Consider the following 23,658-nt stretch of genomic DNA (forward strand, 5'->3'; position numbering starts at 1 on the left):
GTCTCGGTTAAGTCTCATCGCTTGTCCTTTTCTTGGTCGAAAACGCAAGTTAGAAACCTAACCATCCCTAGAATTCACTTTCTAGGGATTTTTTTGTTTTCAGCCTAGATCGGATTTACTTGACGATGAGAATCCGCGATTCATTTAATTGTCATTAAAGTGACAGTAACTCGTTTTTATTTGCATATAGACGAACAAGTGAAAGAAGCAGGGCATTGCGGGGCGGCGACTGAGCCCCGCAGAGGGGGTAGCGGAAGACCCGGCCGGGTGGGTTTCGAAACTTTATTCCCGAAGGGAATGATTATAAGGGCGGGGCCGGGGCTGAAGCGACCTTTGGACACTTGGCCTTTAGGCCTTAGTGTACATGGCCACCTTTAGGTGGTGCGGGACTCTTCCCCCCCTCCTATAAATAAAGCTGTACGCCCGAAGGTGTATATCGCCTGCGGTATTTCCGGCCAGATCCAGCACATCGCTGGTATGCAGGATTCCGGCATTATCATTTCCGTGAACAATGCCCCGGATGCTCCGATTAACGCAATTGCCGACTACGTCATCATCGGTAACGTTGAAGAAGTGGTTCCCAAGTTAATCAAGTACTACAAGGCTAACAACAAGTAGGTGAAGCTCTATGGCAAATTGTGATTATAAACAAAGTCCTCCGAGACAATTAAATTATCAAACAGACAAAACGAGGATAAGTAGTACATATTCTCTAAAAATGCAAACAACTGTTTGCAAAATCCTGACCCAAAAGTCACGATCCTTGACAAGAATATGGCAAGTACTTTTTTTGCGAAGCAGCTTTCGCTGTGTTTTGTATATCCGAATTTAAGTAACATACACCAGCGAGGTCAAACATGATGGGCATTAGCCAACAACAGGAACTAGACGCAATGCCAGATGGAATGGCAAAGCGCATCCTACTCAAGGTCATTAACGCTCCGAAGGTCAATCAAGAAAATTTACAGTCAAACATCCAGACGCGATAAATCTTGAGTCATTTCTAAAGAAATACGCATTCGAGGAAGAATCAAGCTACAAAAATCGAACTTATCTCGTTAAGGATAAAAATACCAATGAGATTGTATGCTATTTCAGTTTGCGTAACGGATTGTTCACCCTACCTAACAATTCTCAGCATTTTTCAACAATCCCCGCAATAGAGCTTTCCAATTTTGCTGTGAATAATAGCTACAAGGAAAAAAATTCCATCGTCCGGAAATTAGGAACAACAGAATTCAATGAATTCATAATCCCGTTAGTTAAGCAAATCCAAAAACAATCCGGCGTGCAAGCACGATATATATACGCTTTACCCAACGACAAATTGATTGAACATTACGAGTCCCTAGGATTTTTAAGATTTTCTCCCGATGAGGAAGCTTTCATCCATAGCCACGTAAAACCCTTGTATGACAAGGATTGCGTTTTCATGTGTCAGGGAGTGTGGTTTACTTTGTTTCGTCGCGTTTTTTCCGTCGCGAAACTTTACTTCACTTTACTTAGGAGAGCTTGAGCGGCGGCGCTGGCAGCGGCAGCCTCACGCATACGCTTACGGGCACGGGAGCCGGGGCGATTCTTGCCGATGGTACGGCGGTTCAGGTTGTCGCCTTCGAAACCATTCTGCGGAACGGAACCATTTTGAGAACTGGGACGGTTCTGCGGGTTGGAGGCGCCTCGAACCTGTTCCGGCTTGCGACCGAATTTTTCCGCACGATTGCCACGGCGCTCTTCTCGAGACTGACGAGGCTGTTCACCATTTTCGCGGGCCTGTTCTGCAGCGCGGGCGTTACGCTTGTCGGCCTGGTGCTTACGCCAGTCGAACTTTGCGGGCTGTTGGCCTTCGCCGCGATTTTCTTCGCGACGGTCGCCCTTCTGACCACGAGGTAAACGTCCGCGAGCATTACGCATTTCGCTTTCAGGAGTTTCCTTCTGCTGTTCAGGCAATTTTTCGTAGATAGCCTTGTCACCTTCGGGAACCTTCACCTTGGTCAGCTTTTCAATGGCACGCAGATCCTGTTCTTCATCGGGAGCGCAGAAAGAAATGGCGACGCCTTCCTTGCCAGCGCGAGCCGTACGGCCAATGCGATGCACAAAAGTTTCCGGTTCGTTGGGCAGGTCATAATTGAAGACGTGGGTCACATCATCCACATCAATACCGCGAGCAGCAATATCCGTTGCCACCAGCACGCGGATACGTTCATCCTTGAAATTGCCAAGAGCTTCCTGACGACGATTCTGGCTCTTGTTGCCGTGAATGGCGGCACACTTGACACCAGCCTTTTCCAGCACGCGTACAATTTTATCTGCGCCATGCTTGGTGCGGGTAAACACCAGCACCTTCTTCATCTCTTCATGAGAAGCAAGAAGTTCCTTCAACAGGGCGCCCTTGCGACGCTTATCAATGCGGTACAGTTCCTGGCGAATTCGTTCAATGGGAGTGCTCTGGGGAGCCACTTCCACACGAACCGGATTTGCACTGAGGATCGTTGCAGCCAGGTCAGAAATTTCCTTAGGCATGGTGGCGCTGAAGAACAAGTTCTGACGCTTGCCCGGAAGCATGCCCACCACCTTGCGAATGTCGTGAATGAAGCCCATATCCAGCATACGGTCAGCTTCATCCAAAACGAAAAATTCCACATTCTTGAGGGTCACGGCATGTTGGCCAATCAAATCCAGCAAGCGGCCCGGAGTTGCCACCAGAACATCTACACCGCGAACAAGAACGTTCTTCTGCTTCACATCGCTAACGCCACCGAAAATGCAGGCAGTAGAAATAGCAGTATACTGGGCATACTGCTTAAAGCATTCCTCCACCTGAATTGCCAATTCACGAGTGGGCAGCAAAATCAGGGCGCGACAAGTTTTAGGCTGACGGAACTTACCAGAGTCCAGTAAGCGCTGCAGAATAGGGAGCGCAAAGGCTGCGGTTTTGCCCGTTCCCGTCTGGGCGATACCCAGCAGGTCCTTACCCTCCAGCAAACTGGGGATGGACTGTTCCTGAATGGGAGTGGGGGTTTCGTAGCCTACAGTGCGAACAGCACGCTGCAGCGGATTTGCCAAAGGAAGTTCTTCAAATTTCATATTAAAGTCAAATGTAGAAATTTGAAGTCCAACCTATATCTTATCGCACCATCACACGAGTAGAAACTCCATTGACGCGAACCAAATAGTTCCCTGCGGAAGTCAGTTCAACAATGTGGTTTACACCGCTGATTCTGTCCTGGGCCACAATCTTGCCCTTCATATCAACAACGAGCATCTTGTCGCCCTGCTTAGCGCCAACAATGTTCAGAGTGCGACCGCTAACAGAGACACCAAAGTGACGTGCCACAGCAATGTTCTTCATGCCAGTGGAAGCATCCACAAACTTGGCCACATACACACCGTCAGAAAGAACCCACTTGTCAAAGACGTAGTCCACACCCTTCTTGGTGTAGCCTTCGGGAGCAACACCCATCAAGGCACGCTGAACGACCTCATCCGAATTTTCTACGTCGTAGTTGAACACCACTTCCATTTTTCCGGATACATCGCCAGCCTTATAATGGACAGTCTTCTGGAACAGGGCATAGAAAGTCTTTCGGCCCTTGGCTTCGGCACCGACAAACTTTACCCTGAGACCAGCGTAATCCTCAGTTTCATACCAACCCATAAACTTCCAGGATTCATCATCCTTGATGGAAGCAGACGGGAGCTGCACACCTTTACCAAGAACGTACTTTGAAACGTCGCTGGAAAGAACCGCATTTGAAGGCATCACATAGACAATCTTGTATGCCTTTGAATAAACAGGCACATAATTGCCGTATTCATCTTTTTCCCACTTACCATCAAATTCATTACCAACAGAATCCTTGTCGCCAACGACAGGAACGACAATGCTAGAATCCTTCTTGGAAATTTCGGCCACAGCATCGTTAATCTTCTGATTGACATCATCATCAGAATCATCCTTGTCGATAACAACGCTGATAGTAGTGTTTCCAATGACTACGACAATCTCCTTTTCGTAAACAGGAACATAATTGCCATCATCATCCTTCTTCCATTCGCCATTGAATTCGAAACCATCTTCAGATTCAGGAACTTCAATCTTGGGATCATGATTATTCAAGGTTTCTTCAATCTTCTGCTTAATTTCTTCGTCAGAAGCATCCTTGGGAACAACAACTTCAATGGTATCCTTGCCAACAACAACTTCAATGACCTTGCTGTCATCAGGTACAACATACACCGGAGTGTACTTGTCGTCGCCATCGGCGTCTTCCCACTTGCCGTTGAAATCACGACCAGCTTCATCCTTGGCAGGAACAACAACGGCAGGATCCGTCTTGGCGGCCTCAGCTACAGCGTCATTAATCTTATCGCTGATGTCATCGGCGCTATCGCCCTTCTTGATGTCAACAGGAATATCCTTGCCTGCAACTTCAGCTTGGACAGTCTTTTCGTAGACGGGTTCGTAATTGCCATCCTTGTCCTGTTCCCATTCGCCATTGAACTGGTAGCCGTCTTCATCCTTGTCGCCAACGACAGGCTTGGTCACGACTTCGTTAATCTTCTGTTCAACTTCTTCGTCAGAAGCATCCTTGGGAACAACAACTTCAATGGTATCCTTGCCAACAACAACTTCAATGACCTTGCTGTCATCAGGTACAACATACACCGGAGTGTACTTGTCGTCGCCATCGGCGTCTTCCCACTTGCCGTTGAAATCACGACCAGCTTCATCCTTGGCAGGAACAACAACGGCAGGATCAGTCTTGGCAGCCTCAGCTAAAGCATCATTAATCTTATCGCTGATGTCATCGGCGCTATCGCCCTTCTTGATGTCAACGGGGATGTTCTTGCCTGCAACTTCAGCCTGGACAGTCTTTTCATGGACGGGTTCGTAAGCGCCATCCTTATTCTGTTCCCATTCGCCATTGAACTTATAACCATCGCCATCCTTGGCGGGAACTACAATTCCGGCATCCTTCACAGCATCGTTAATTTTATTATTAACATCCGCATCAGTGTCTCCGTTCTTAATGGTCACATTGATAGTCTCATCACCAACAACCACGACAATTTCCTTGCAATCATCAGGAACTTCATAGACTGGTTCATAATTACCATCACCATTCGGTTTCCACTTGCCATTGAATTCATGACCGTCCTTATCCTTATCGCCAACTGAGGGAACGACAATCATGGGATCATCCTTCTTGGCATCTTCAATGGCATTATTAATCTTATTGTTTATAACTTCATCGGATGATCCTGTAGGAACACCCACTTCTACGATTACATCCTCGCCGCTAGTATTCTTTACGATAACAGTAATAACAGTATCCCAGACGACAGTAAATGCCACATCGCTAACAACGGCATACCCCTTTAACTGATCTGCAGTATACGTTACCAAACCATCATTCCAGCCAGCAAACTTATAATGATCCTTTACAGGCAAAATTCCATCGAATACCGGAGCCGTTCCATAGGCAACAGAATTCTTTCCAATTTCACTTTCCCCATTTTTGAATGTTACCTCAAACTTTTGCAACTCCGTAAATCCAGCTACAACCACATCATGATCGGGCATCGTCGCAGGCAAATCACTCCAGCCATCAAACTTGTAGCCTGGATCCACTGCAGGATCATCCTTCAGAGTCAAAGTTGTTCCATATTTCACTACGGTAGAATCATAAGTAGCACCATTAAGTTTATAGACCAAAGAATAGCTGTTAATCTTATATGTTCCCTTTACGGTAACATCATATTCCACCATAGTGAAACGGGCGCCATGCTCTATGCTCAAATCTTTCGTACTTTCTACAAATGCAATTTTCCTAGTATAAGAAGCACCATCCCACTTATCAAAGGAATAACCAGGAATATCTAACTTACGCAACACTACGGTAATTCCTTTCAAAGCAGAATCCCTATAGGTTTCAGTACGCATTACTCCCAAGGCATCTTCATAGGAAATTTCATAATTTACGGCATACTTCGTCGTTTTCCAATAAGGATACAGCATTAAATCTTTATTTTCATTTATGGTCTGCCCAAGTTCATAAGCCTTTTCACCGCCATTGGAAAGAGACCATCCTGCCAGATCGTAGGAGGATTCGAAACCTCCGCTTGACAGCGTAATTGGCTGACCATGCGTTTTCACCTGAGGATCAATTTTCCCGGTAGCACCCTCACCTGCCAAATAAGTAATCGTATAAGTCTTGTCAGACCACTTGGCATAGAAAACCTTATTACCGAAAGATCCTGTGGGAATAGACAAAGCCACATTTGTCTTAGCCTCATCATAATACCAACCTTCAAAGTTTTTCCCTTCCATGGAAGGTTCCTTCAAGTCAATCGTTGCAGATTCCACGTTATAATAGGAAGGATTTTCCACATCATTTTCACCACCTTCCAAATTCTTGTATTCAATGGTGTACTGCACCGGAATCCATTTCGCATATAGGGTAATATCTTCGGTAACGTGGCTTTCAAAATCAAACGGCATTCCCTCATAAGTGGCAGAGGTATACCAGCCCGCAAATTCGTACCCGTCAGCAGTCACATCCGTAGGCTGCGTAGCCCTATAACCCTCTTCCACACGACCAGAAGAAGGAGCAACACCCTTACCGACAACATCATACTTTACAGTAAAGAACTTTGCACTAGTCTTTTTCCACACAGCATATATGGTTATCGCATCTTTTGCCGTTCCCAAATCTTCAGCAGGTTCGGTCGCATCAGATGCAAGAGCCCAGCCCACAAAGGCGTGATACACCTTATTTTCGCCCTCGCCAGCCACGTAATCAGCAGGGTAAAGATCTGCAGGATTTTCTACATCTGCAGCCGTAATAACTTTTCCATATTTAAAAGTCAAAACCTTTTGTTCAGACTCATCAGCGAATTTGCTGCCGTTGGCATCAAAAGTAACAAGAACATCAGCCACCCACACAGCATAGACTGTCGTTGTCTTGCTAACCTCGCCAAGGGAAGAGGATTCCGTGGCATCGGCATCCAGACTCCAGCCAACAAATGTTTTTCCTTCGCACTTAGGTTCGGGAATTCCATCTGCAGTAATTTTAGTTTCGGCCTTAAGCTGCTTTTCCGTATTCGCCCCATCGTCAAATTTACCACCATTAGCATCAAAGTAAATGGTGAAAATTATCTCGCCCTTATTGTCTTCAGAAACACCTGTATTGGTAATATTGCTTCCATGAGACCAGATTTCATTTTCATCAGGTTTGTTCTTACATTCTCCGTCCTGATATGTGCCGCCATTCAAGTTACAGACAACTTCTTCACTATTTAGGTCAGAGACACCTGTAGTTCCCTTTTCCTCATCAACAGTCGGCTGATCTGAGTCTTTATGATCTCCTTCACCTGCGATGTGGTTTCCCACACCCTGCTGAATCGCATTGGAATTGTATTGACAACCTTCAAGTTTACCAGCCTCCTTACTAGCCTGATTATCCACACCGGCGATGCCACCCACATAGCCGGAACCAATCAAAGTATTGCCATCATAGGCGCAATATTCTACTTTCGTCTTTCCATCACTATAAAAATTATCTTTTTCAGATTTATTTTGAGCACAGCCAACAATTCCCCCGATGTATGTATCCGTACCATTTGCGATAATAGAGGCCGTACTCAAGCAGTTTCTGATAACACCTTCATCAGAGTAACCAACAATGCCACCTGCATTACTTTTGGAACCCGTAGTCATAATCGTTCCGGATACATAGCATCCAGAAATGAGACCACCATCCATCCAGCCAACAATACCACCGGTACTCCCAGGCCTTTCGAGGGTTCCTGTCTTTCCGGAACTGATATACACATTCTCTAGAATCACGTCCTTTATGGTACCCCCGCCCAACTGAGCGAAAAGGCCTACATCCTGATATTCGGAAGTAATCTTGAGATTAGAAATGGAATATCCCTGGCCATCAAAGATTCCTGCAAACTTCACAAAATCGTCATCAGCTTTAGTACCAATAGGTGAGAAAGACTTACCCTCCATATTGATGGGAGCAACAACGATACCGTTTATTTTAGAAACGGGCTTTTCATGTACTGTTGCGATATCCGTATTAGTTGCAGCCGTAGAGAATTCAACAAGATCATCAGCACTTGCAATCACCTTATACTTAACATCGCTGATCGTGGTATCTCGCAGCGCACCCCAAGACTGACCTGCAGCAAACAACAGGCCCAAAAACACAAACAAGACATTCAATTTCAGCGGCTTCATAAAAAATTCTCCTAGATTACCCAATAAAAATAAACTTTTGCTTACAAAAAGTGGACTTAAGCCAGTGTCTCTGTGATGAAAGCTTCATAAACGCGTTCCAAGTTGGAATATGCGTGGCGAAATTTTCCCATAAAAAGTGATAAAACACAGGAAATTCCCTTTTTTCTCGAAAAAACATTTGCACGACAAGCCAACATTGCGTAAGTTTAGTGGTAGTTTTTGCTTATCTCGGGAGTTTTTTCAAATGGCTTTAATTCGAAAAATACTGACATTCTTGGCCTTCATGGCTGCGGTCGTCTTGGCTGCGCCATCTATGCCGGCAACATCTGTGGAGAAGACACAGAAGGTTCTACAGGCAAAGTCCAAGACCTCAAAGAGCGCCAAAAAGGCAAAGAAATCCAAGAAGAAGAAAAAGAAAAAGGAACAGGCAGAACAGGTTGTCGAGACTGCTGAAGAAGAATCCGCAGCAGAATCTTCTACAGAAGCCGTTGAAGATAACGCCGAAGAACAGACCGCCGAGGCCGAAGTTCCGCAGGAAGAACAGTCTGACCTTGAAAGTGCATTTGAGGAAGTGCAGTCCAGTGCCGCACCGGAACAAGCACCCACTCCCCCGGCAGAATCCGCACTTCAACCTGTTGCAGAACCGACTCCGCAACCTGAGGCCAAGCCCGCAGCACAGCCCGTCCCTCAACCGGCTGCACAGCCCGCCCCTCAACCGGCTGCACAGCCCGCAACACAAGCATCAGCACAGCCAGCAGCCAAGGCAACTGCAGTTAATCCGGCGGTACTGAACACGAAGCCCGGTCAGCAGACATTTATCCTGAGAGGCACCTCGACACAGGCGACCACTGCAGCAGTTGCAGACACAGCAAACAAGGTTGAAGACGAGACTCTCACCGAAAAGAAGACTTACGCCAACCGCTTCAAGGCCATGCGCAAGAAGAAGAGCGTCGCGGAATACGACAGCACCCAGAACGCCATCAGAGACAGCATCGCCTCGATCACCTACAACTTCGGTCTTTCCTTTATCGGAGGAAGAGCCAAGGACAAGCGTTTGGGCAATCTCGAAGAAAACAGCGACTGGGACGGAAACTTTGGCGTATATCTTTTCTATCGATACTACTTTACCAGTTTCTTTGCCTTGCAGGGACGCCTTGGCGCCATATACCGTTATGCAAGATTCACAAAGAATGACGAAATCAAGGACGGAATCACATACAAGGAAACCCAATTTGACGTCAACAACAAGCTTACCGTAGACTATCATGACATCGCCGTTGACGCTCCTCTTACACTGAAATTCGGAGCTCACACCGGCCACACAACGTTCATTTTCCTCAGCCTTGCAGGGGATATCACAAAGTCCATTTTCGACCAGATCAATACAACTCGCGAATATACCGTAAAGCATCCGTCCAAGGAACTGAAGAAAGACCTGGCCGTTCTTGAAAGTAAAGGACTTTATCCGGCCTACGAAAACTACACTGTTGAAGGCAATTTCTACGTAGACGACTGGGAGTTCAGCAGTTGGGCCGGCGCAGGCATCGACTGCAAATACATCTCTGTCGAATACCAGGTACTCCTCGCTGCTGGTTCCACCAAAGACAATCATAGATTCCACGCCATTAACCATGGTGGCATGCCCTCATGGCGCGTAATGGTGGATTTGAGTCTAAAGTAAGGAGGAATTATGAGATTTAATTTTATCAAAAAACTTCTTGTAGCATCTGCAATTGCATCTACCGCCGTTATTTTTTCCGCCTGTAGCGAAACAAGTGTTATCGAGGCCGAAAATGAAATTCTTAGCGAACACAAGGGTCCTAAAAAAGGTCTCCTGGATTCCCTGGAAGCCAACTTGGGCCGCGTAGATCTGTATAACTGCCTGGCAGCCTACAGCAAGGAACGCTGCTCCAATTTCTACAAGAAATTCGGTTCCTACGACTGTCCGCAGATTTCCAATCCGTACTACAACGACAAGGGCGAATACACCTACGACGATGGTTCAAAGGACACTACGGGCAACGTCACGCCGCAAGATACTAGCAACGTGACACCCAAGGATACCGTTGTGGAAGTCTACTACCTGCAGGAAAACAAGAACATCACCATTACGCTGAAGTCCTTTAAGCAGAAGTCAGACAAGGCCAGCAACCCGATGGTTCGTTTCAAGGTTGAACTGTACAGCGACAGCGTCAAGGCGAACACCCTTTCAACGGGAGTGCTACCCCTAGAACTTGAAGAAAAGAAATGGCGCGATACGACTTCCTTTGACCCCATTTCGGTTGTCCGCGGCATTGACGAAATCAGGATTTGCCCCGTCGTTATCAGCCAGACAGGCGATGACGAAGAAGACGAAATCGTCAGTTCTGGCCGATGCATGTCAGCAAAGGATATCGGATACATCAAGGATACGGAAACGTTCCTAGATGACGAAGATAACGACGATTACGCCATAACCTGGGAAGCAAAACTTTACTAAAAGCAAAAAGGCATTCCGCGATAAAACGGAATGCCTTTTTTAGTTACTTTGAGCAGTTACTTCTTGGACAGTTTCTTCAGCAGTTTATTGACGTCTTCAAAGCCTTTCTGGGCTTCGTCAGCGGCAATAGCGGCACCAGCGATAGTTCCCTGGATAAACACCTTGAACAGCAGGGACTGAACATCCACATCGCTCACTTCTTCCTTGGAGAAGAAAGCTTCCATTTCGTCGGCGGCATTTTCGAAGTATTCGCTCTTGAGAGCTTCGACAACAATGGCACCCATGGCCGGGTTTGCATTCAGTTCAATGTCAAAGCCTTCGGATTCTTCAGCTGCAGCAGGCTTTGCAGCAGCCTTCGGAGAAGCCTTCTTTGCAGCGGGCTTTGCGGCAACTTTCTTTGCTGCAGTTTTTGCAGGAGCTTTCTTGGGAGCAGATTTAGCAGCGGACTTTTTTACAGCCATAATTCATTCCTTTTTTGAAGTTCTTTATTTTCAATTTAAACAAAAAATCTTGAGACCGACCGGACTTTATACAAATAGCATAAACAAATCGCAATTTGTATAAAAAAATCCCCGATTGATCGGGGACTTTTTAGCTAGATCCTTCGCTCTACGGGCTCAGGATGACACGCTGCGCGTGACCGCTTACTTCTGCAGATTCAGGCTTGCGTTTGCAGCGCCGTAAAGGCTGATGCTATAATCCTTGATCACGTACACCGGAATCTTGTTCAGAAGCGGGCGGATGTTGGGGTTATAGTTCTTTTCGAAGTACTGCATGAACAGGTTATCGCGTTCCAGCCAGCGCAGATCCTTCTGTACGGTACCGCCAGCCAGGTAGAAGCCACCCAGCGGGAGGAACAGGGTTGCAGCGTCGCTAGCAAAGCGGGCCAGCATCTTTACGAACAGGCGCATCATTTCGGCGGCCACCGGATCGTTGTCGCTGGCGCGGGAAATGTACTTGGGGCGATCGTTGGGTTCGGTCTCTTCGATCTTCTGGAAGTATTCGTTGTTCGGAACGCCGCGGGTTTCCTTCCACCATTCGTACATGTTGCGAAGACCCATACCGGAAACCAGAGGTTCTACACCGGGAACAACGCCAAGCTTCTTTTCCATGTAATCGTGGAATTCCTGGGAGTCCTTGTCGAAAGGTGCGAAAGTAGAGTGGCCACCTTCAGAAGAAGCGGGAATGTACTTCTGACCGTCGAATGCCAGGAAGCCAACGCCCATGCCGGTACCCGGACCAATCACAGCCTTGGTTGCTGCCTGGGGAGCGGGAGTGGATCCGTCGGTGTGGACCAGCTTGTGGATCTGTTCCGGATCGTCCACGTCCAGAGTGGGGATACCGTAGCTGATAGCCATGAAGTCATTGATCACGAGAGTGGGAATGCCCGTTGCAGCAGAGATGGCATCGCCATCCACAGACCAAGGGAGGTTGGTCATGACGCACTTGTTATTGGCAACAGGACCGGCAGCGCTAATGCAGATGTGGCTCACCTTAAGGTCAGCGCGAGCTTCTGCAGCCAGCTTAAGGGTTTCGCGGATGGGAGCATCCAGACCGTCAATGTCTTTGGAGGGACATACGGTTTCGAGAATCAAGGTGAACTTTCCATCCTTGTAGCCAACAACGCCAAGGTTGGTGTTGGTACCGCCGATATCGCCAGCCAAAACCAGACGATCAAACTTTGCATCAGGATTACGCCATTTAATTTCCATAATAAAACTCCGAGTTTACGGTAAATAATTTACGCCTTTTAATCTAGTATAAGATTAGACGTTCCATGTTTAACGAATAAAATTTTCCCTTATAAATAGATGTTTTTTGGGTCCTACGTTCTTAATTATTGTTCTTTAAACAGCGGAGAGACCAAGCCCAATTCTTGAAAGCCGCAGAGCCCTTATAATACTTCAGGGTCTTGTAATCGGTGGAATAGCTAAAGAACACCACATAGACTCCGGTATTGTACGTTTCGTTAACACTCCAAAGGCGGGAATCCTGGCCAAAATACGAAGGGTAAACTTTTGAATCGTAATAAATGAAACTTCCTACAGGCAGTATATTCAGCCCTACAGAGTTAATTCCCTTCGGAATTTCAACTTTCACACGGTCATCGCCAGAACCCATCCAACCATAGCCATCGACCCACAAGCTATCAGACTTCAGGTGTTCGGATATAGAATGCGAAGAATCGGGGTCTATGTTGGTATAAATGTAATCTTCGAGGGCATACCATTCATGGTGATTGGGAACGTGCCAGCCGTTGGGGCAAGCTCCCTGATATTCCTTGGTTGTATCCACCACGGTTCCTACGGCACTAATCTCATTATACTCATCAGGGATATTCATGGCACTAGCCCATCTGTACACACGGCCGTACTTTTCACAATCGCCCTGAGTAAAGTCATCGGGACTCGTGGCGATACCGCCAGCACACCAGCTGCTATCAACGGCGTAGTTTAAATTTTGAGCCATCCAGATTTGATTACCGATGGGGATGCTGCGATAGAACTGATCGTCACGATCATCCACAAAATATTCGTAATTGAATTTACCCATACGGACGTAGCGATCGTGAAGTTTGTTCTTATAACAGATCTTCTTGGCCTTGTCGTATACAGTACCGCCGCAGGCAAGGACCGTCACATCATTCACGCAGGTCGCACTATCGGGATTATAGGTTTTGCCTCCGCACAGGGGATATACGTTACCCATATAACAGAATTGGGACTTTTCATCAAACTTATGATTGGCGCATTCCTGAAGAATTTTTTCTTCCGCAAGGTAAAGAGTATCTAAAATCGTGTCACGGGCGTAAACCGTATCACGAAGATAAAGTGTATCACGGACAACTACGGTATCACCATCTAAAACCAAGGTGTCTTTCTTGGTCACCACAACGGTATCGCCCTTCACGACCAAGGTATCTTTCTTGGAGACCACTACGGTATCGCCATTTTTGATAACGGTATCCTGTTTGGTTACAACGACCGTATCACCTTTTACGCGAATGGTATCACCTTTTATGTTGACGGTGTCTCTTACATAGACAGTATCTACACGACTCTGTTCATCCTGAGAACCGGACGCACTGGTGGAATCCTCGCAGGCAAAAAAGAACATCGCAAGAAGTGATGTGACATAAATAAAAGGTACACGAGCGTTCCTCATGGGCAAACTCCTTTTTTCTCGTTAAAAATTAGCATTCCTTACCTGCAGATTCCCAAATCATTTGACAAAATCGGGGCTGAAAACGATAATCAAATAGAACAATCCTTTTTTTATAAAATATATTGCCCACTATGCTTCACTTAAAATTCGCACTGAATCTCGAGAACCTCGCCGACGAAATGATCGACGCCATTTCCACCAGCTGGAAGAACCCTTTCGTATGTCCAATAGTCGTGTTTCCGGATCCAAAACTGGAGCAGTGGTTCAGGCTCCGCTGGATTCAGAAGAAGGGCGCTCTGGCTGGCCTCAGCACCATGATGATCGACCGATTCCTCATGGAAATTCTGGTGGGTGACGACAACAGCAAAAAGAAGCTGACGGCAGATATGCTGTGCAATGTGATTCTCGCCTATCTGAAAATGGAAGAAGGTGGATCCTACAATTACGAAAAGCTGGGCGACGAAGTCCGTCGGTACTTGATTGTGGAAGACGCAGACGGCAAGGGCAAACTGGACGAGACCCATCTTTTTGATTTCGCACAGAAAATCGCCACATTGTTTTTGGAATACGAGACGAGCCGTCCCAGAGATTTTGTGAAGAACGCCGATGGCAGTGCAGCCGATGGGATTCTCGATAAGTGGAAACAGGGAGATTTACAACCTTTCTTTACAGGCAACCGCAATGGAGACGTGGCGGTCCGCGAAAAATGGCAGCAGAAATTGTACTCCGCCATTTTTCACCAGCACGGTAACAAGGACTCCCTTCTCACCCGCGTTTTTAAGAAAGAGGCAGAACGCAAGAATGATGACCAGATTACCTATCTGACCATCCCTTTCCTTTACTACAGTTGCTTCGATGAAAACGGCATCGCCAAATTCCATCTGGAAAAAATCAAGGACCAGCCCCTGTTCATTTTCGGTCTATCTGGTATGGGGCAGTTCTACCGGGTGATTCTTCATAAGTTTGCCGAGGAGCACGACGTTTTTGCCTACATCCAGAATCCCTGTATGGAATTCTGGGAAGATATTGCCAACGATAAGATTGTTCGCAGGTGGGTTGCATCTAACGGTTCCTGGAATGATGAAAATGGCAACGAACTGAACAGCGTTAAACGCCGCATGGATGTAAATCTTGGCGAAGCGGGAAATAGCGTTGCAGAAGTCAGTGCGACCGATCCAGACGACATCCCGGAATATCAGAATCTCGCCGAAGAGGAGTCCGAAAACACACTGCTCTGCACCTGGGGAAGATCCGGCCGCGACAACATCAAGTTGTGGTGTCAGGCCGCAAATTACGATTTCGATTTTGACGCAAGCAATGGGAGTGCTTCATCGGCAAGCGACTTGCCCCAGGACACCCTATTGCATAAATTGCAGTACGCTATCGCCAACCGAACCAACATTATCGGCGAAGGGGCAACAGAAGAGAACAGCCTAACATTAACGGCAGCTCCCACAAAAATTCGTGAAGTGGAAGCTTTGCATTCCAGCATCTGCAAACTTCTGCAGAGCGGAGCCCGCATCAATGACATTCTGGTAGTTTCACCAGACTTGGATAGTTACCGCACAGCCATCAAGACCGTATTCGACCAGACTCCCGACCGAAAGGTTTCTGACGTGGCAGGCCATAACAATCCCGGCTACCTTCATATTCCATTTTCCATTGTTGATTCACCGGCCCACAGCTCTTTAACCGAAACCGCCCTACAGGATCTGTTCTCTATTTTAGAGGGAAACTCCATTGGACGTCCCCAGTTCTTTAGCTTGATGCGCAATCCTGTAGTGCAGCAAACCCGCGGCATCAAGGAAGAGGAAGTTAACGATTGGGAAACCTGGATTGAAGAAACCAATGTTTATCGCGACCGCAGTTCAAAGAAACAGGACTGGCTCGACGGAGTCCGCCGACTGCTTTTGGCCAAGATGACAAAAAATCTGGTGAAGTTCTCTGGCGAGGAAGACTCGCTAAAACCATACTCCGATATGGCCACCAGCAACAACGCCAGCCTTTGCCGCTTTGTAGAAGCCATTAACGATTTAAGAGACTGGATTGCCTTCGGTTCCCAAGGAAAAATTGCGGATCTTAATAAGCTGAACGATCACCTAAACGGATGGCTCGCCATGACTGGCGCTCCCGAAGGTCTTGGAGGAGAATCCATCATCTTCAAGCGAGTGACGGAATCCGTGGAAAATCTTCACTACCAGCTGGATACCGGCATTGAGGCCATTTCATGGAAAATTATCGAGCAGAGTCTGATTACGGCAGCCCAGGGATCCGCATATAGTTGCGGTAACCTGTTCGTGAATGGCATAACCTTCATGAAATTCATCCCTAACCGAATCATTCCTGTAAAGCACCTGTTCTTTATTGGTGGAGATTCCATCAACTTCCCTGGAGCCAAGCAGCAGAACACTTTGGACTTACGTAAATCCGGCCGCCCCTGGCCTGGTGATGGCTCCCCTATCTCCAAGCGACGCTACGCCTTCCTCTGTCAGCTCATGAGCGTAAGCGAAAGCTTCCATATTAGCTTTGTCGACCAGGACATTAAAAAGGATGCGGAACTTTACCCCACGTCCGTCGTCAATGACATCCAGAAATTTCTTTTGAAGAATGGCATCGCATGGAATAAAAAATCAATCTCGCTGGACGAGACCCGCGACACTACAGAACTGTTTACGCCCAGAAGCCTCCGTAACAAAAAGGCTTACGTAGACATGGTCCACGACGGAAATGCCAAGGCCCGCACCAACATAAAAGTTCGAGGTGACGAGTCTACTGACATCAAGAACATTGCCATCAAGATTCCCGAACGAGTTTCTCTGTTCCAGTTGTGCAAATTCCTGGAAGACCCATTTGAGTTCCGAATCGGCCTGATGATGATGGAGCAAGATGATGACGATCCCGAAAAAGAATTTTTTGAACCGATTTTCTTTAACAAGTTGGAAGAAAGCAACTTACTGAAAATGATGCTGGCAGCAGAACTTTCGGGCAAGGAAGACGAACTGGAAAAATTCAAGAGGGATAGTCAGCTGAAGGGCAAGATGCCCGACCAGATTTTCAGTGAAAAAATCTGGAAAGACCTGAACGTAAAAAAGAACCTTATTCTTTGCCAGATGGGCGAAGAAAAAATTCAGGAACTCCGCAACGGCTGGACGTATAAAGACCGTTTGCAAGATCTGCAATTATTGCGTGGTGACGGAACCAAGTGGAACCTTTCCGGAACCATGGACTGGTGCAACAACAAGGAACTGGGAGATGTTACCGAAATCATTTCTATAACAACATCTAACAGCACTGCCGATAAAATCAATTTCAGTAAATACTTAAGCCCGTATATCAAGGCCTTGGCCCTTCTCGCCCTTAAATGCGAAAAGCATCCGGACTCGGCAAATAAGGAACAGACCATTGGCATTTCCATTTATTCTTGCGACGAGAATATCGGTGGCCCTGCAACAACATCTGTAAAAATGTCACCCGTTCAAGCTAGGGAAATGCTGGAACGTATATACAGCGAAGCCTACGGTTGCGAAAAGACAAGGAAGATGCCTTACAGTAAGGCTGTCCCCGCAGACCTTCTTGATACAATCAAGGAAAGCGACGATATATATGAGTACAGAGGAAAACTATTGGATGGTCCCTGGTCCTACTTCGGCAAGAAAGCACTTTTCGATCCGGTAAAGGATGTGGGATTCGATTCCGAGAATTTCAAGGAGCAGTGGGCAGAAGCGAAGGCCAAGATGAAGTCCCTTATGGAAATCAAGGCCTACGAAAAACCGGAAAAGCCTGCTAAAACAGCAAAGGGAACAAAATCCGCAACGAAGAAGGGGGCATAAGGTGAGCGACACATTGAAAAGTTTCAATCTGAAAAATTTTGATCCGAAACACAGCCTCTTTATCGAAGCGTCAGCAGGGACAGGCAAAACCTATACCATTCAGCTCATGGTATCCAAGCTGATTAGTCAAGGCACGCCTCTCAAAAAGATTCTTATCGTCACCTACACCGAAAAAGCTGCGGGTGAGTTAAAGGACCGTATCCGCAAAAAGATTAACGAAGTCCTTGAATTCAAAAAAATCAACAAGGATGACTCTGACGAACCGGAACTTTCCAAGGACGTATTGTCCCTTTTTGCCAAGGCAAACCAGGATGTTGACAACGCAGCGATCTTCACCATCCACTCCTTCTGTCAGAAGGCCTTGAAGGAATACGCCTACGACGCGGGCCGCCCCTTTGATATGGGTATGATCGATGATGCCGCGGTTACCACCTTGGTAGAACAGTATATTCGCGACCAGTGGGTCAATGACGAAAAATTCCAGAAACTTCTCGCATCTGAAAAAACAGAATCTTTGACCAACCAGTTAACGGAAACCATTGTCAGCGCCATCAACAACTATAAAGGCTGTTGTAAAAAAGGCGAAATCATTCCGTTAGACGGGCCCAGTCTTCCGAAAATCAATGGTCAGGAGGTCCCCCTAAGCGCTCTTGAAAAAATTTCTAAAGCCACCTGTTATAACGATTTGAAGTGTATTCCCGGTTTTGAAGATGAGCTGACTTTTTTCGACAGCGTTTCTAATACAGAAAAAAGAGCCACGGAGTTCACCGAAAAAATCAAGTCATGGACCAACGAAAGTCAGGACCTTCTTTTTAACGGCCACTCATTCACAACAAAATCATTCTCCGAGACAACCCTTCCCCATTTCAATGCAATCAAGGAAATCAAGGAACTGATCAAGAGCGCCCCAAAACACCTTTATCGCGCCCAGTACGAGGAATTTCTCTGCAAGCAGATTCCCATACTTTTTGACAAGTGGCAAAAAGCAAAGAAGGATGACAAAAGGCAATCCTTTAACGACATGATTCTTTCGGTACATAAGGCTATCACCGAAAGTGACAATCTCAAGGAAAAGTTGCGTCAGCAGTTCAACTTCGCCATCATTGATGAATTCCAGGATACCAATAAACTGCAATGGGATATTTTCCGCACAATCTTTTTGAAAGATCAGGGCAAGGCCGTCGAAGGTCATTCCATTTTTGTGGTAGGCGATCCAAAACAATCCATCTATAGTTTCCAGGGAGCCGACGTAAACGTCTATAAGGAAGCGATCCTGGAAATCAACAACGGAACTTCTCTCAACAACAACTTCCGTTCTACAACGGGAATCATTGAAGGTTGCAACGAACTGTTCAAGGGAAGTTTCTTTACTCCTGCAGAAAGCTCTCCCGAACTGGTAAAATTCCAACCATCTGGTGCTCCTACCAACGAAAGCCAAGTTAAAGTTCCGCCTATGATAAGCGGCAAGGAAGTTGCACCGATCTGGATTAGCGAAAACGAAATTTCCAGTCTGAATTTCGCACGTTCCGCTGTGGCAAAAATCGTAGACTGGTGTTCCTTCGAAAACGGAAAGACCAAGCTCCAGGTTTTCGACAAGAAAGATTGTCGCAAATACCGCAACGTTTCCTTCAAGGACTTTGCCGTACTGGCCCGTACTCGCAGCGAAATGGAAGTCATGGAAGATTCACTGCGACACGCAGGTATCCCTTTCAGTCGTTACAAAGACAACAACCTGTTTAACAGCCGTGAATGTGCCGAATGGATAGCCCTGTTCCGTGCCTTGAATGCTCCGGATTTTTCTGCATGGAACCGTAAACTTTTAAGTGAAGTTCTCATTACCGATTTCTTTAAGACGGTCTTTACCAAAAAAGACAATTCTTCTGAAGATCACAGCATGGATGAACTTCATTATGTTGACAGCAAGGTTTTTGACGACCCCAATAATAGGGAACGCAAACTGCTGAATGTCTGGCGAGACTTGGCTCTTAAGCGTCGATACGCCGAAATGCTGGAGCGTATTTATAGCGACACCCAGATTGAGCAACGTCTAATGGATATTTCCAAGTTGCAAAATTTGGCGAAGCTCCGTCAGATCGGAAACTACGCCGTAGAATTCCTTTATAGCCACAACTGTTCCCTGGAAGATCTAGTCCGTCACTTGGAAGGACTGGCTGCATTCCGTGATGACGCCGACGATGAAGACGGAAGCCTCGTTGAAAAGGGAACCGACTACGATGCCGTTCAGGTCATGACCATTCACGCCTCCAAGGGGTTGGAATTCCCCGTGGTAATTTCTGTGGCAGGATTCAAGGGCGTGAATAATCTTTCTAGAGGTCCCTTCCTGTATCATGACGACAATGGAATCCATTTGGGCTTAGGCAGCGACGCCAAGGAAATTCGCAAGGCAGAAGAACTGGAAGAATGGAAGCGTTTGTTCTACGTGGACTTTACACGAGCATCATCTATTCTAATGCTACCTCGCTACGAAAACTGGACCAAAAAGGACAAGAGCGGAGCCATTATTTCTGTTAAACCAGAATTCAAGTTTCTACATGATTCCCATAAGGAATTTTGTGAAAATGCCGTATGTATCGAAAATGCTGAAAACAGCGTTTTTGAATATCCCTGCTACACAATTCTAAAAACAGACAGCGATTGGAGCATTGCCGAAAAGAAAAAACTCGTACGGGAATATATTCTGCAGCCATTAAGCAAAAACAGTTCCTCTGCGGAATCCACAGACAATATCGAAGAGCTGATTCAGGAACAAAAAGGCATCATGGAAGACCTGCAGAAGCATGTGCCTCAGGCCTGCATTATGCAGTATTCCTACTCATCCCTTTCGGGCAAGGCCGACAACGGCATCAGCAACGAAGACGATACTCCCATCGATCAAGACGGCAACGAAGAATCTTCTGTGGCTGATGTTGCAGGCAAGAACAAGGTCTCCATCAAGAGTATTGATGTCAATGCACTAGATTGTACCCTTGCCTACGAGGAATCTCGCGATTATCAGAGCCACTACGAAGAAAATCTAAAGAAGTTCCCTCGCGGAAGCAAATTGGGTAACGCCATCCACCATGTCTTTGAACGAGCCAAGTTCTTTGAAATCGGACAACAGCTCCCTACTCTAGAAAGTGCCTTGGCAGATTCCAAATGCATAAATGTCGTCGAAGAAGAATTCAAGAACGAGGCATTGCCTATTTGGAATCACAAGAAGGAATGGACTGACATCGCCATTGCCTACTTGTGGAATACACTGAATGCAAAACTACCCGCCATCGCAGGAAATTGCGCTACAGGAGAATTTTTCACCCTAACAGAAATTCCTCTGGAAAATCATAAGGCTGAAATGCAGTTCAACCTGAATGCAGGAACCTCCGAAGAGCTCCGCAGATTCTGCAAGGGTTTTATCGATTTGATGTTCGTGCGAACTGATGCCCAGGGCAACAACCTCTACAGCATTCTGGACTGGAAATCCGACGTTCTGGAGGAAAATCGCTATACGCCAGAAGCCTTAAAGGAACGCGTTGATGCAGACTATTCCATTCAACGAGTGCTATACAGCTACTGCCTTATTCAATGGCTGAAACAGTTCTATGGAGAAGGTACTGCAGAAAACCTGACTGAAGAAGAAATCTTCAACAAGCATTTCGGCGGCATCTACTACGCATTTGTCCGCGGCACCCAGGGCGGAACAGGCAAGGGAATTTACGCCCAGACCTGGAAATGTTATGACGATCTTAGAAATGCCTATGGCGAAATCAAAAAATTGATGAGCAAGTAGGAGGTAACATAATGAACTTTATTGAAACAGAAAACTTTGAAGATTTCTACAACGCATTAAAGGAAATGCGTGGGATTTCCGCCATCGACAAGCACCTTCTCTCTTTGCTGTTTGACATTCAGCCGGATATCAGCCTGAAGGTACAGAAGTTTCTCGCTCTCTGCTTTTCGTTGCTGGACGATGGCAATACCCGCCTGCCTCTTATCGCCGAAGAATTTTTTGAAATGTGGTCCAAGAAGTGGCAAGGCCTTGTGCAATTGAGCATCAGCGCTTCTGAAACAGAAATAGACGAAAACAACTTCCACGCACCGCAGGAATTTTTGGACATTATAGACGCGGGAATCTCCGAATTCAAGAGCCTAAAATTTTCTGAAATCGTAGAAGGACGCCTGGTAAACGAAGCCATTGACAATGATAACTATTCTAAGCCATTTATCATCACCACCGGCGTAACGCCCTACCTTTATTTTGCCAAGCATTTCAATGCAAAATGTCTCATTGAAAAGTCGGCAGCACTTCTGTTCAAGAACGGCAGCAACCCTTCTGCTACATCAATCAAGAAATGCATTGATGAAATTTCAAAAATTAGAAAGCCTATAAACGGTAAACCATTCCTGGTCAATGAACAACAGGCAACGGCAATCCTTCGCGGCCTTTCTGAGAATTTGATTATTACAGGTGGCCCGGGTACGGGTAAAACCACCGTGGTTCTCTACATCCTGTGGAAGCTATTGCAATCTAACAGCGATATGCTGGACTGGTCTATCTATTTGGCAGCCCCCAGCGGCAAGGCTGCAGACCGTATGCGAGAAAGCCTTTCTGATGGTCTTTCCGCCATCAACGACGAAATCCGTGAAAGCGAAGAAGGCGCTCCCATATTCAAGAAGCTGAAGGATCTGGAAAGCAGCACTATTCACCGTTTGCTGAAATTCTCCCGAGAAAAAGGCGACTTTCATTACAACAAGAATGAACAGTTTTCCAAAAATTCCATCTTCGTCATTGACGAAGCCAGCATGATCGATATTGAAATGTTCGCCGCCCTGTTGCAGGCCATTCCCGAAGGTGCACGTCTCTTTATTCTTGGTGATCCGTACCAGTTGCCCTCTGTGGATTCGGGAGCAGTTCTGGGAGAAATCCTAAAGGCCAAAAACAGCGCTCGCAACTTTACTGTCAAACTAGAAATATCAAACCGTTTTACCGATGATTCCCTCATCGGACGCCTGGCTCACGAAATCAAGACTGTAGCCGAAACCAAGGACATCGGCAACTTCAAGCCCCATAATTTCCTGTTGCATCCGGCCCTCTGTTCCGAAGGCGATACAATGTCTAGTGCAGACAACGGTTCCGAAAAGATGAAGGACTTGGTTTCATATTACCGACTGGAATCCGAAAGCGAATGTAAGACCGCCAAAAAGATCGAAGAAAAACGCATCGAAAAAATCGTAAATGCCTGGGTCAGCAACTTCAGCAAACTTTCCCAGTTAGCAGAACAGGTTCACCCGAACAAGGCCACTGGCGAAACAGAACTCCGTGATGAACTCTGGAACTTGAGCCTCACCCAGCGCATGCTTTCGGCAGAACGTCGCGGCCCCCGCGGTGTTGAAAACCTGAACAAGAAAGCTTGCAGTAAACTCCGCAGCCTCTGGAAGAAATCCAAACAGACTGCGCGAGAAACAGAACCCACCGAAACTATAGCCATTCAGGATTCCGGATATTTCCCCGGTCAACTTTTGATTATCACCCAGAACCAAGAAATGTACAAGTTGTACAATGGTGATACCGGTATTGTAGTTTTTGATGGGCATACTCCCTACCTGATGTTAAAAAAAGCGCCACCTCAGGATTCCAACATCCAAAGGGACAACTATGTATTCTATCCCATTGCGGTTTTGCCAGAAGAAGCCATTGAAAGCGCCTTCGCCATCACCATCCATAAATCCCAGGGATCCGAATACAAACATGTAACCATGTACCTCCCAAAGCAGAAGGGCCACCCCCTATTAACGAACCAAATTCTGTATACGGGCATTACCCGCGCCAAGGAATCTGTAACCATAATAGCCTCCCCCGAGACCTTCAAGGCGGCTTGTTGCACGGTCACCGAACGCGAAACAGGGATTGAGTTGTAGTTTTTTCCAAAAAAAAGGCA

Annotated in this window: 10 protein-coding genes and 1 pseudogene; 6 read left to right on the forward strand and 5 right to left on the reverse strand. The window is 46.6% G+C overall.

The window, feature by feature from the left end:
- Positions 1-417 precede the first annotated feature (417 nt).
- Positions 418-618: pseudogene (locus BUB94_RS13595) on the forward strand (FAD-binding protein); the annotation flags it as partial.
- 870 nt (positions 619-1,488) lie between these two features.
- Here the strand turns inward: BUB94_RS13595 and BUB94_RS13605 are convergent.
- Together BUB94_RS13605 and BUB94_RS13610 are read right to left on the reverse strand one after the other, a co-directional pair.
- On the reverse strand, positions 1,489-3,084 hold the full coding sequence (locus tag BUB94_RS13605) for a DEAD/DEAH box helicase (protein WP_073237984.1): 1,596 nt from the start codon (positions 3,082-3,084) through the stop codon (positions 1,489-1,491).
- Positions 3,085-3,124: 40 nt separating this feature from the next.
- Positions 3,125-8,248 (reverse strand): InlB B-repeat-containing protein, encoded by a 5,124-nt coding sequence (locus BUB94_RS13610; RefSeq protein WP_073237986.1) that lies wholly within the window; start codon positions 8,246-8,248, stop codon positions 3,125-3,127.
- Between the two features lie 244 nt (positions 8,249-8,492).
- Between BUB94_RS13610 and BUB94_RS13615 the strand changes: the two genes are divergently transcribed.
- Positions 8,493-9,929 carry a hypothetical protein gene (locus tag BUB94_RS13615; protein ID WP_139260249.1) on the forward strand — a complete coding sequence of 479 codons (1,437 nt, stop codon included), beginning with the start codon at positions 8,493-8,495 and terminating at the stop codon, positions 9,927-9,929.
- A 9-nt stretch (positions 9,930-9,938) separates the two neighbouring features.
- Positions 9,939-10,727, forward strand: a complete 789-nt coding sequence (locus tag BUB94_RS13620) for a hypothetical protein (protein ID WP_073157707.1) — start codon at positions 9,939-9,941, stop codon at positions 10,725-10,727.
- A gap of 56 nt (positions 10,728-10,783) precedes the next feature.
- Here BUB94_RS13620 and BUB94_RS16910 read toward each other — a convergent pair whose 3' ends face one another.
- From BUB94_RS16910 to BUB94_RS13635, 3 genes are all read right to left on the reverse strand, one after another.
- Positions 10,784-11,188 carry a hypothetical protein gene (locus tag BUB94_RS16910; RefSeq protein WP_083538295.1) on the reverse strand — a complete coding sequence of 135 codons (405 nt, stop codon included), beginning with the start codon at positions 11,186-11,188 and terminating at the stop codon, positions 10,784-10,786.
- 183 nt (positions 11,189-11,371) lie between these two features.
- Positions 11,372-12,439: a glucokinase gene (locus BUB94_RS13630; protein WP_073157710.1), complete on the reverse strand. Its 1,068-nt coding sequence runs from the start codon at positions 12,437-12,439 to the stop codon at positions 11,372-11,374.
- 121 nt (positions 12,440-12,560) lie between these two features.
- The gene (locus tag BUB94_RS13635; protein ID WP_073237993.1) at positions 12,561-13,892 is read right to left on the reverse strand and encodes an FISUMP domain-containing protein; all 1,332 of its coding nucleotides are present in this window, start codon (positions 13,890-13,892) and stop codon (positions 12,561-12,563) included.
- 131 nt (positions 13,893-14,023) lie between these two features.
- Between BUB94_RS13635 and BUB94_RS13640 the strand changes: the two genes are divergently transcribed.
- From BUB94_RS13640 to BUB94_RS13650, 3 genes are read left to right on the forward strand one after another with little or no spacing between them, the layout of a single operon-like run.
- On the forward strand, positions 14,024-17,722 hold the full coding sequence (locus BUB94_RS13640; RefSeq protein ID WP_073237997.1) for an exodeoxyribonuclease V subunit gamma: 3,699 nt from the start codon (positions 14,024-14,026) through the stop codon (positions 17,720-17,722).
- Between the two features lies 1 nt (position 17,723).
- The gene (locus BUB94_RS13645; RefSeq protein ID WP_254793744.1) at positions 17,724-21,509 is read left to right on the forward strand and encodes a UvrD-helicase domain-containing protein; all 3,786 of its coding nucleotides are present in this window, start codon (positions 17,724-17,726) and stop codon (positions 21,507-21,509) included.
- Positions 21,510-21,520: 11 nt separating this feature from the next.
- Positions 21,521-23,638, forward strand: a complete 2,118-nt coding sequence (locus tag BUB94_RS13650; RefSeq protein ID WP_073238000.1) for an ATP-dependent DNA helicase — start codon at positions 21,521-21,523, stop codon at positions 23,636-23,638.
- Positions 23,639-23,658 lie beyond the last annotated feature (20 nt).

The organism is Fibrobacter sp. UWH9 (assembly GCF_900129715.1).
Taxonomy (GTDB): Bacteria; Fibrobacterota; Fibrobacteria; order Fibrobacterales; family Fibrobacteraceae; genus Fibrobacter.

Bases quoted from the DNA above. Each gene is read 5' to 3' on its own strand.
- BUB94_RS13605 (WP_073237984.1), bottom strand. From the start codon at position 3,084: ATGAAATTTGAAGAACTTCCTTTGGCAAATCCGCTGCAGCGTGCTGTT.
- BUB94_RS13650 (WP_073238000.1), top strand. From the start codon at position 21,521: ATGAACTTTATTGAAACAGAAAACTTTGAAGATTTCTACAACGCATTA.
- BUB94_RS13620 (WP_073157707.1), top strand. From the start codon at position 9,939: ATGAGATTTAATTTTATCAAAAAACTTCTTGTAGCATCTGCAATTGCA.
- BUB94_RS16910 (WP_083538295.1), bottom strand. From the start codon at position 11,188: ATGGCTGTAAAAAAGTCCGCTGCTAAATCTGCTCCCAAGAAAGCTCCT.
- BUB94_RS13640 (WP_073237997.1), top strand. From the start codon at position 14,024: ATGCTTCACTTAAAATTCGCACTGAATCTCGAGAACCTCGCCGACGAA.
- BUB94_RS13630 (WP_073157710.1), bottom strand. From the start codon at position 12,439: ATGGAAATTAAATGGCGTAATCCTGATGCAAAGTTTGATCGTCTGGTT.
- BUB94_RS13635 (WP_073237993.1), bottom strand. From the start codon at position 13,892: ATGAGGAACGCTCGTGTACCTTTTATTTATGTCACATCACTTCTTGCG.
- BUB94_RS13615 (WP_139260249.1), top strand. From the start codon at position 8,493: ATGGCTTTAATTCGAAAAATACTGACATTCTTGGCCTTCATGGCTGCG.
- BUB94_RS13610 (WP_073237986.1), bottom strand. From the start codon at position 8,248: ATGAAGCCGCTGAAATTGAATGTCTTGTTTGTGTTTTTGGGCCTGTTG.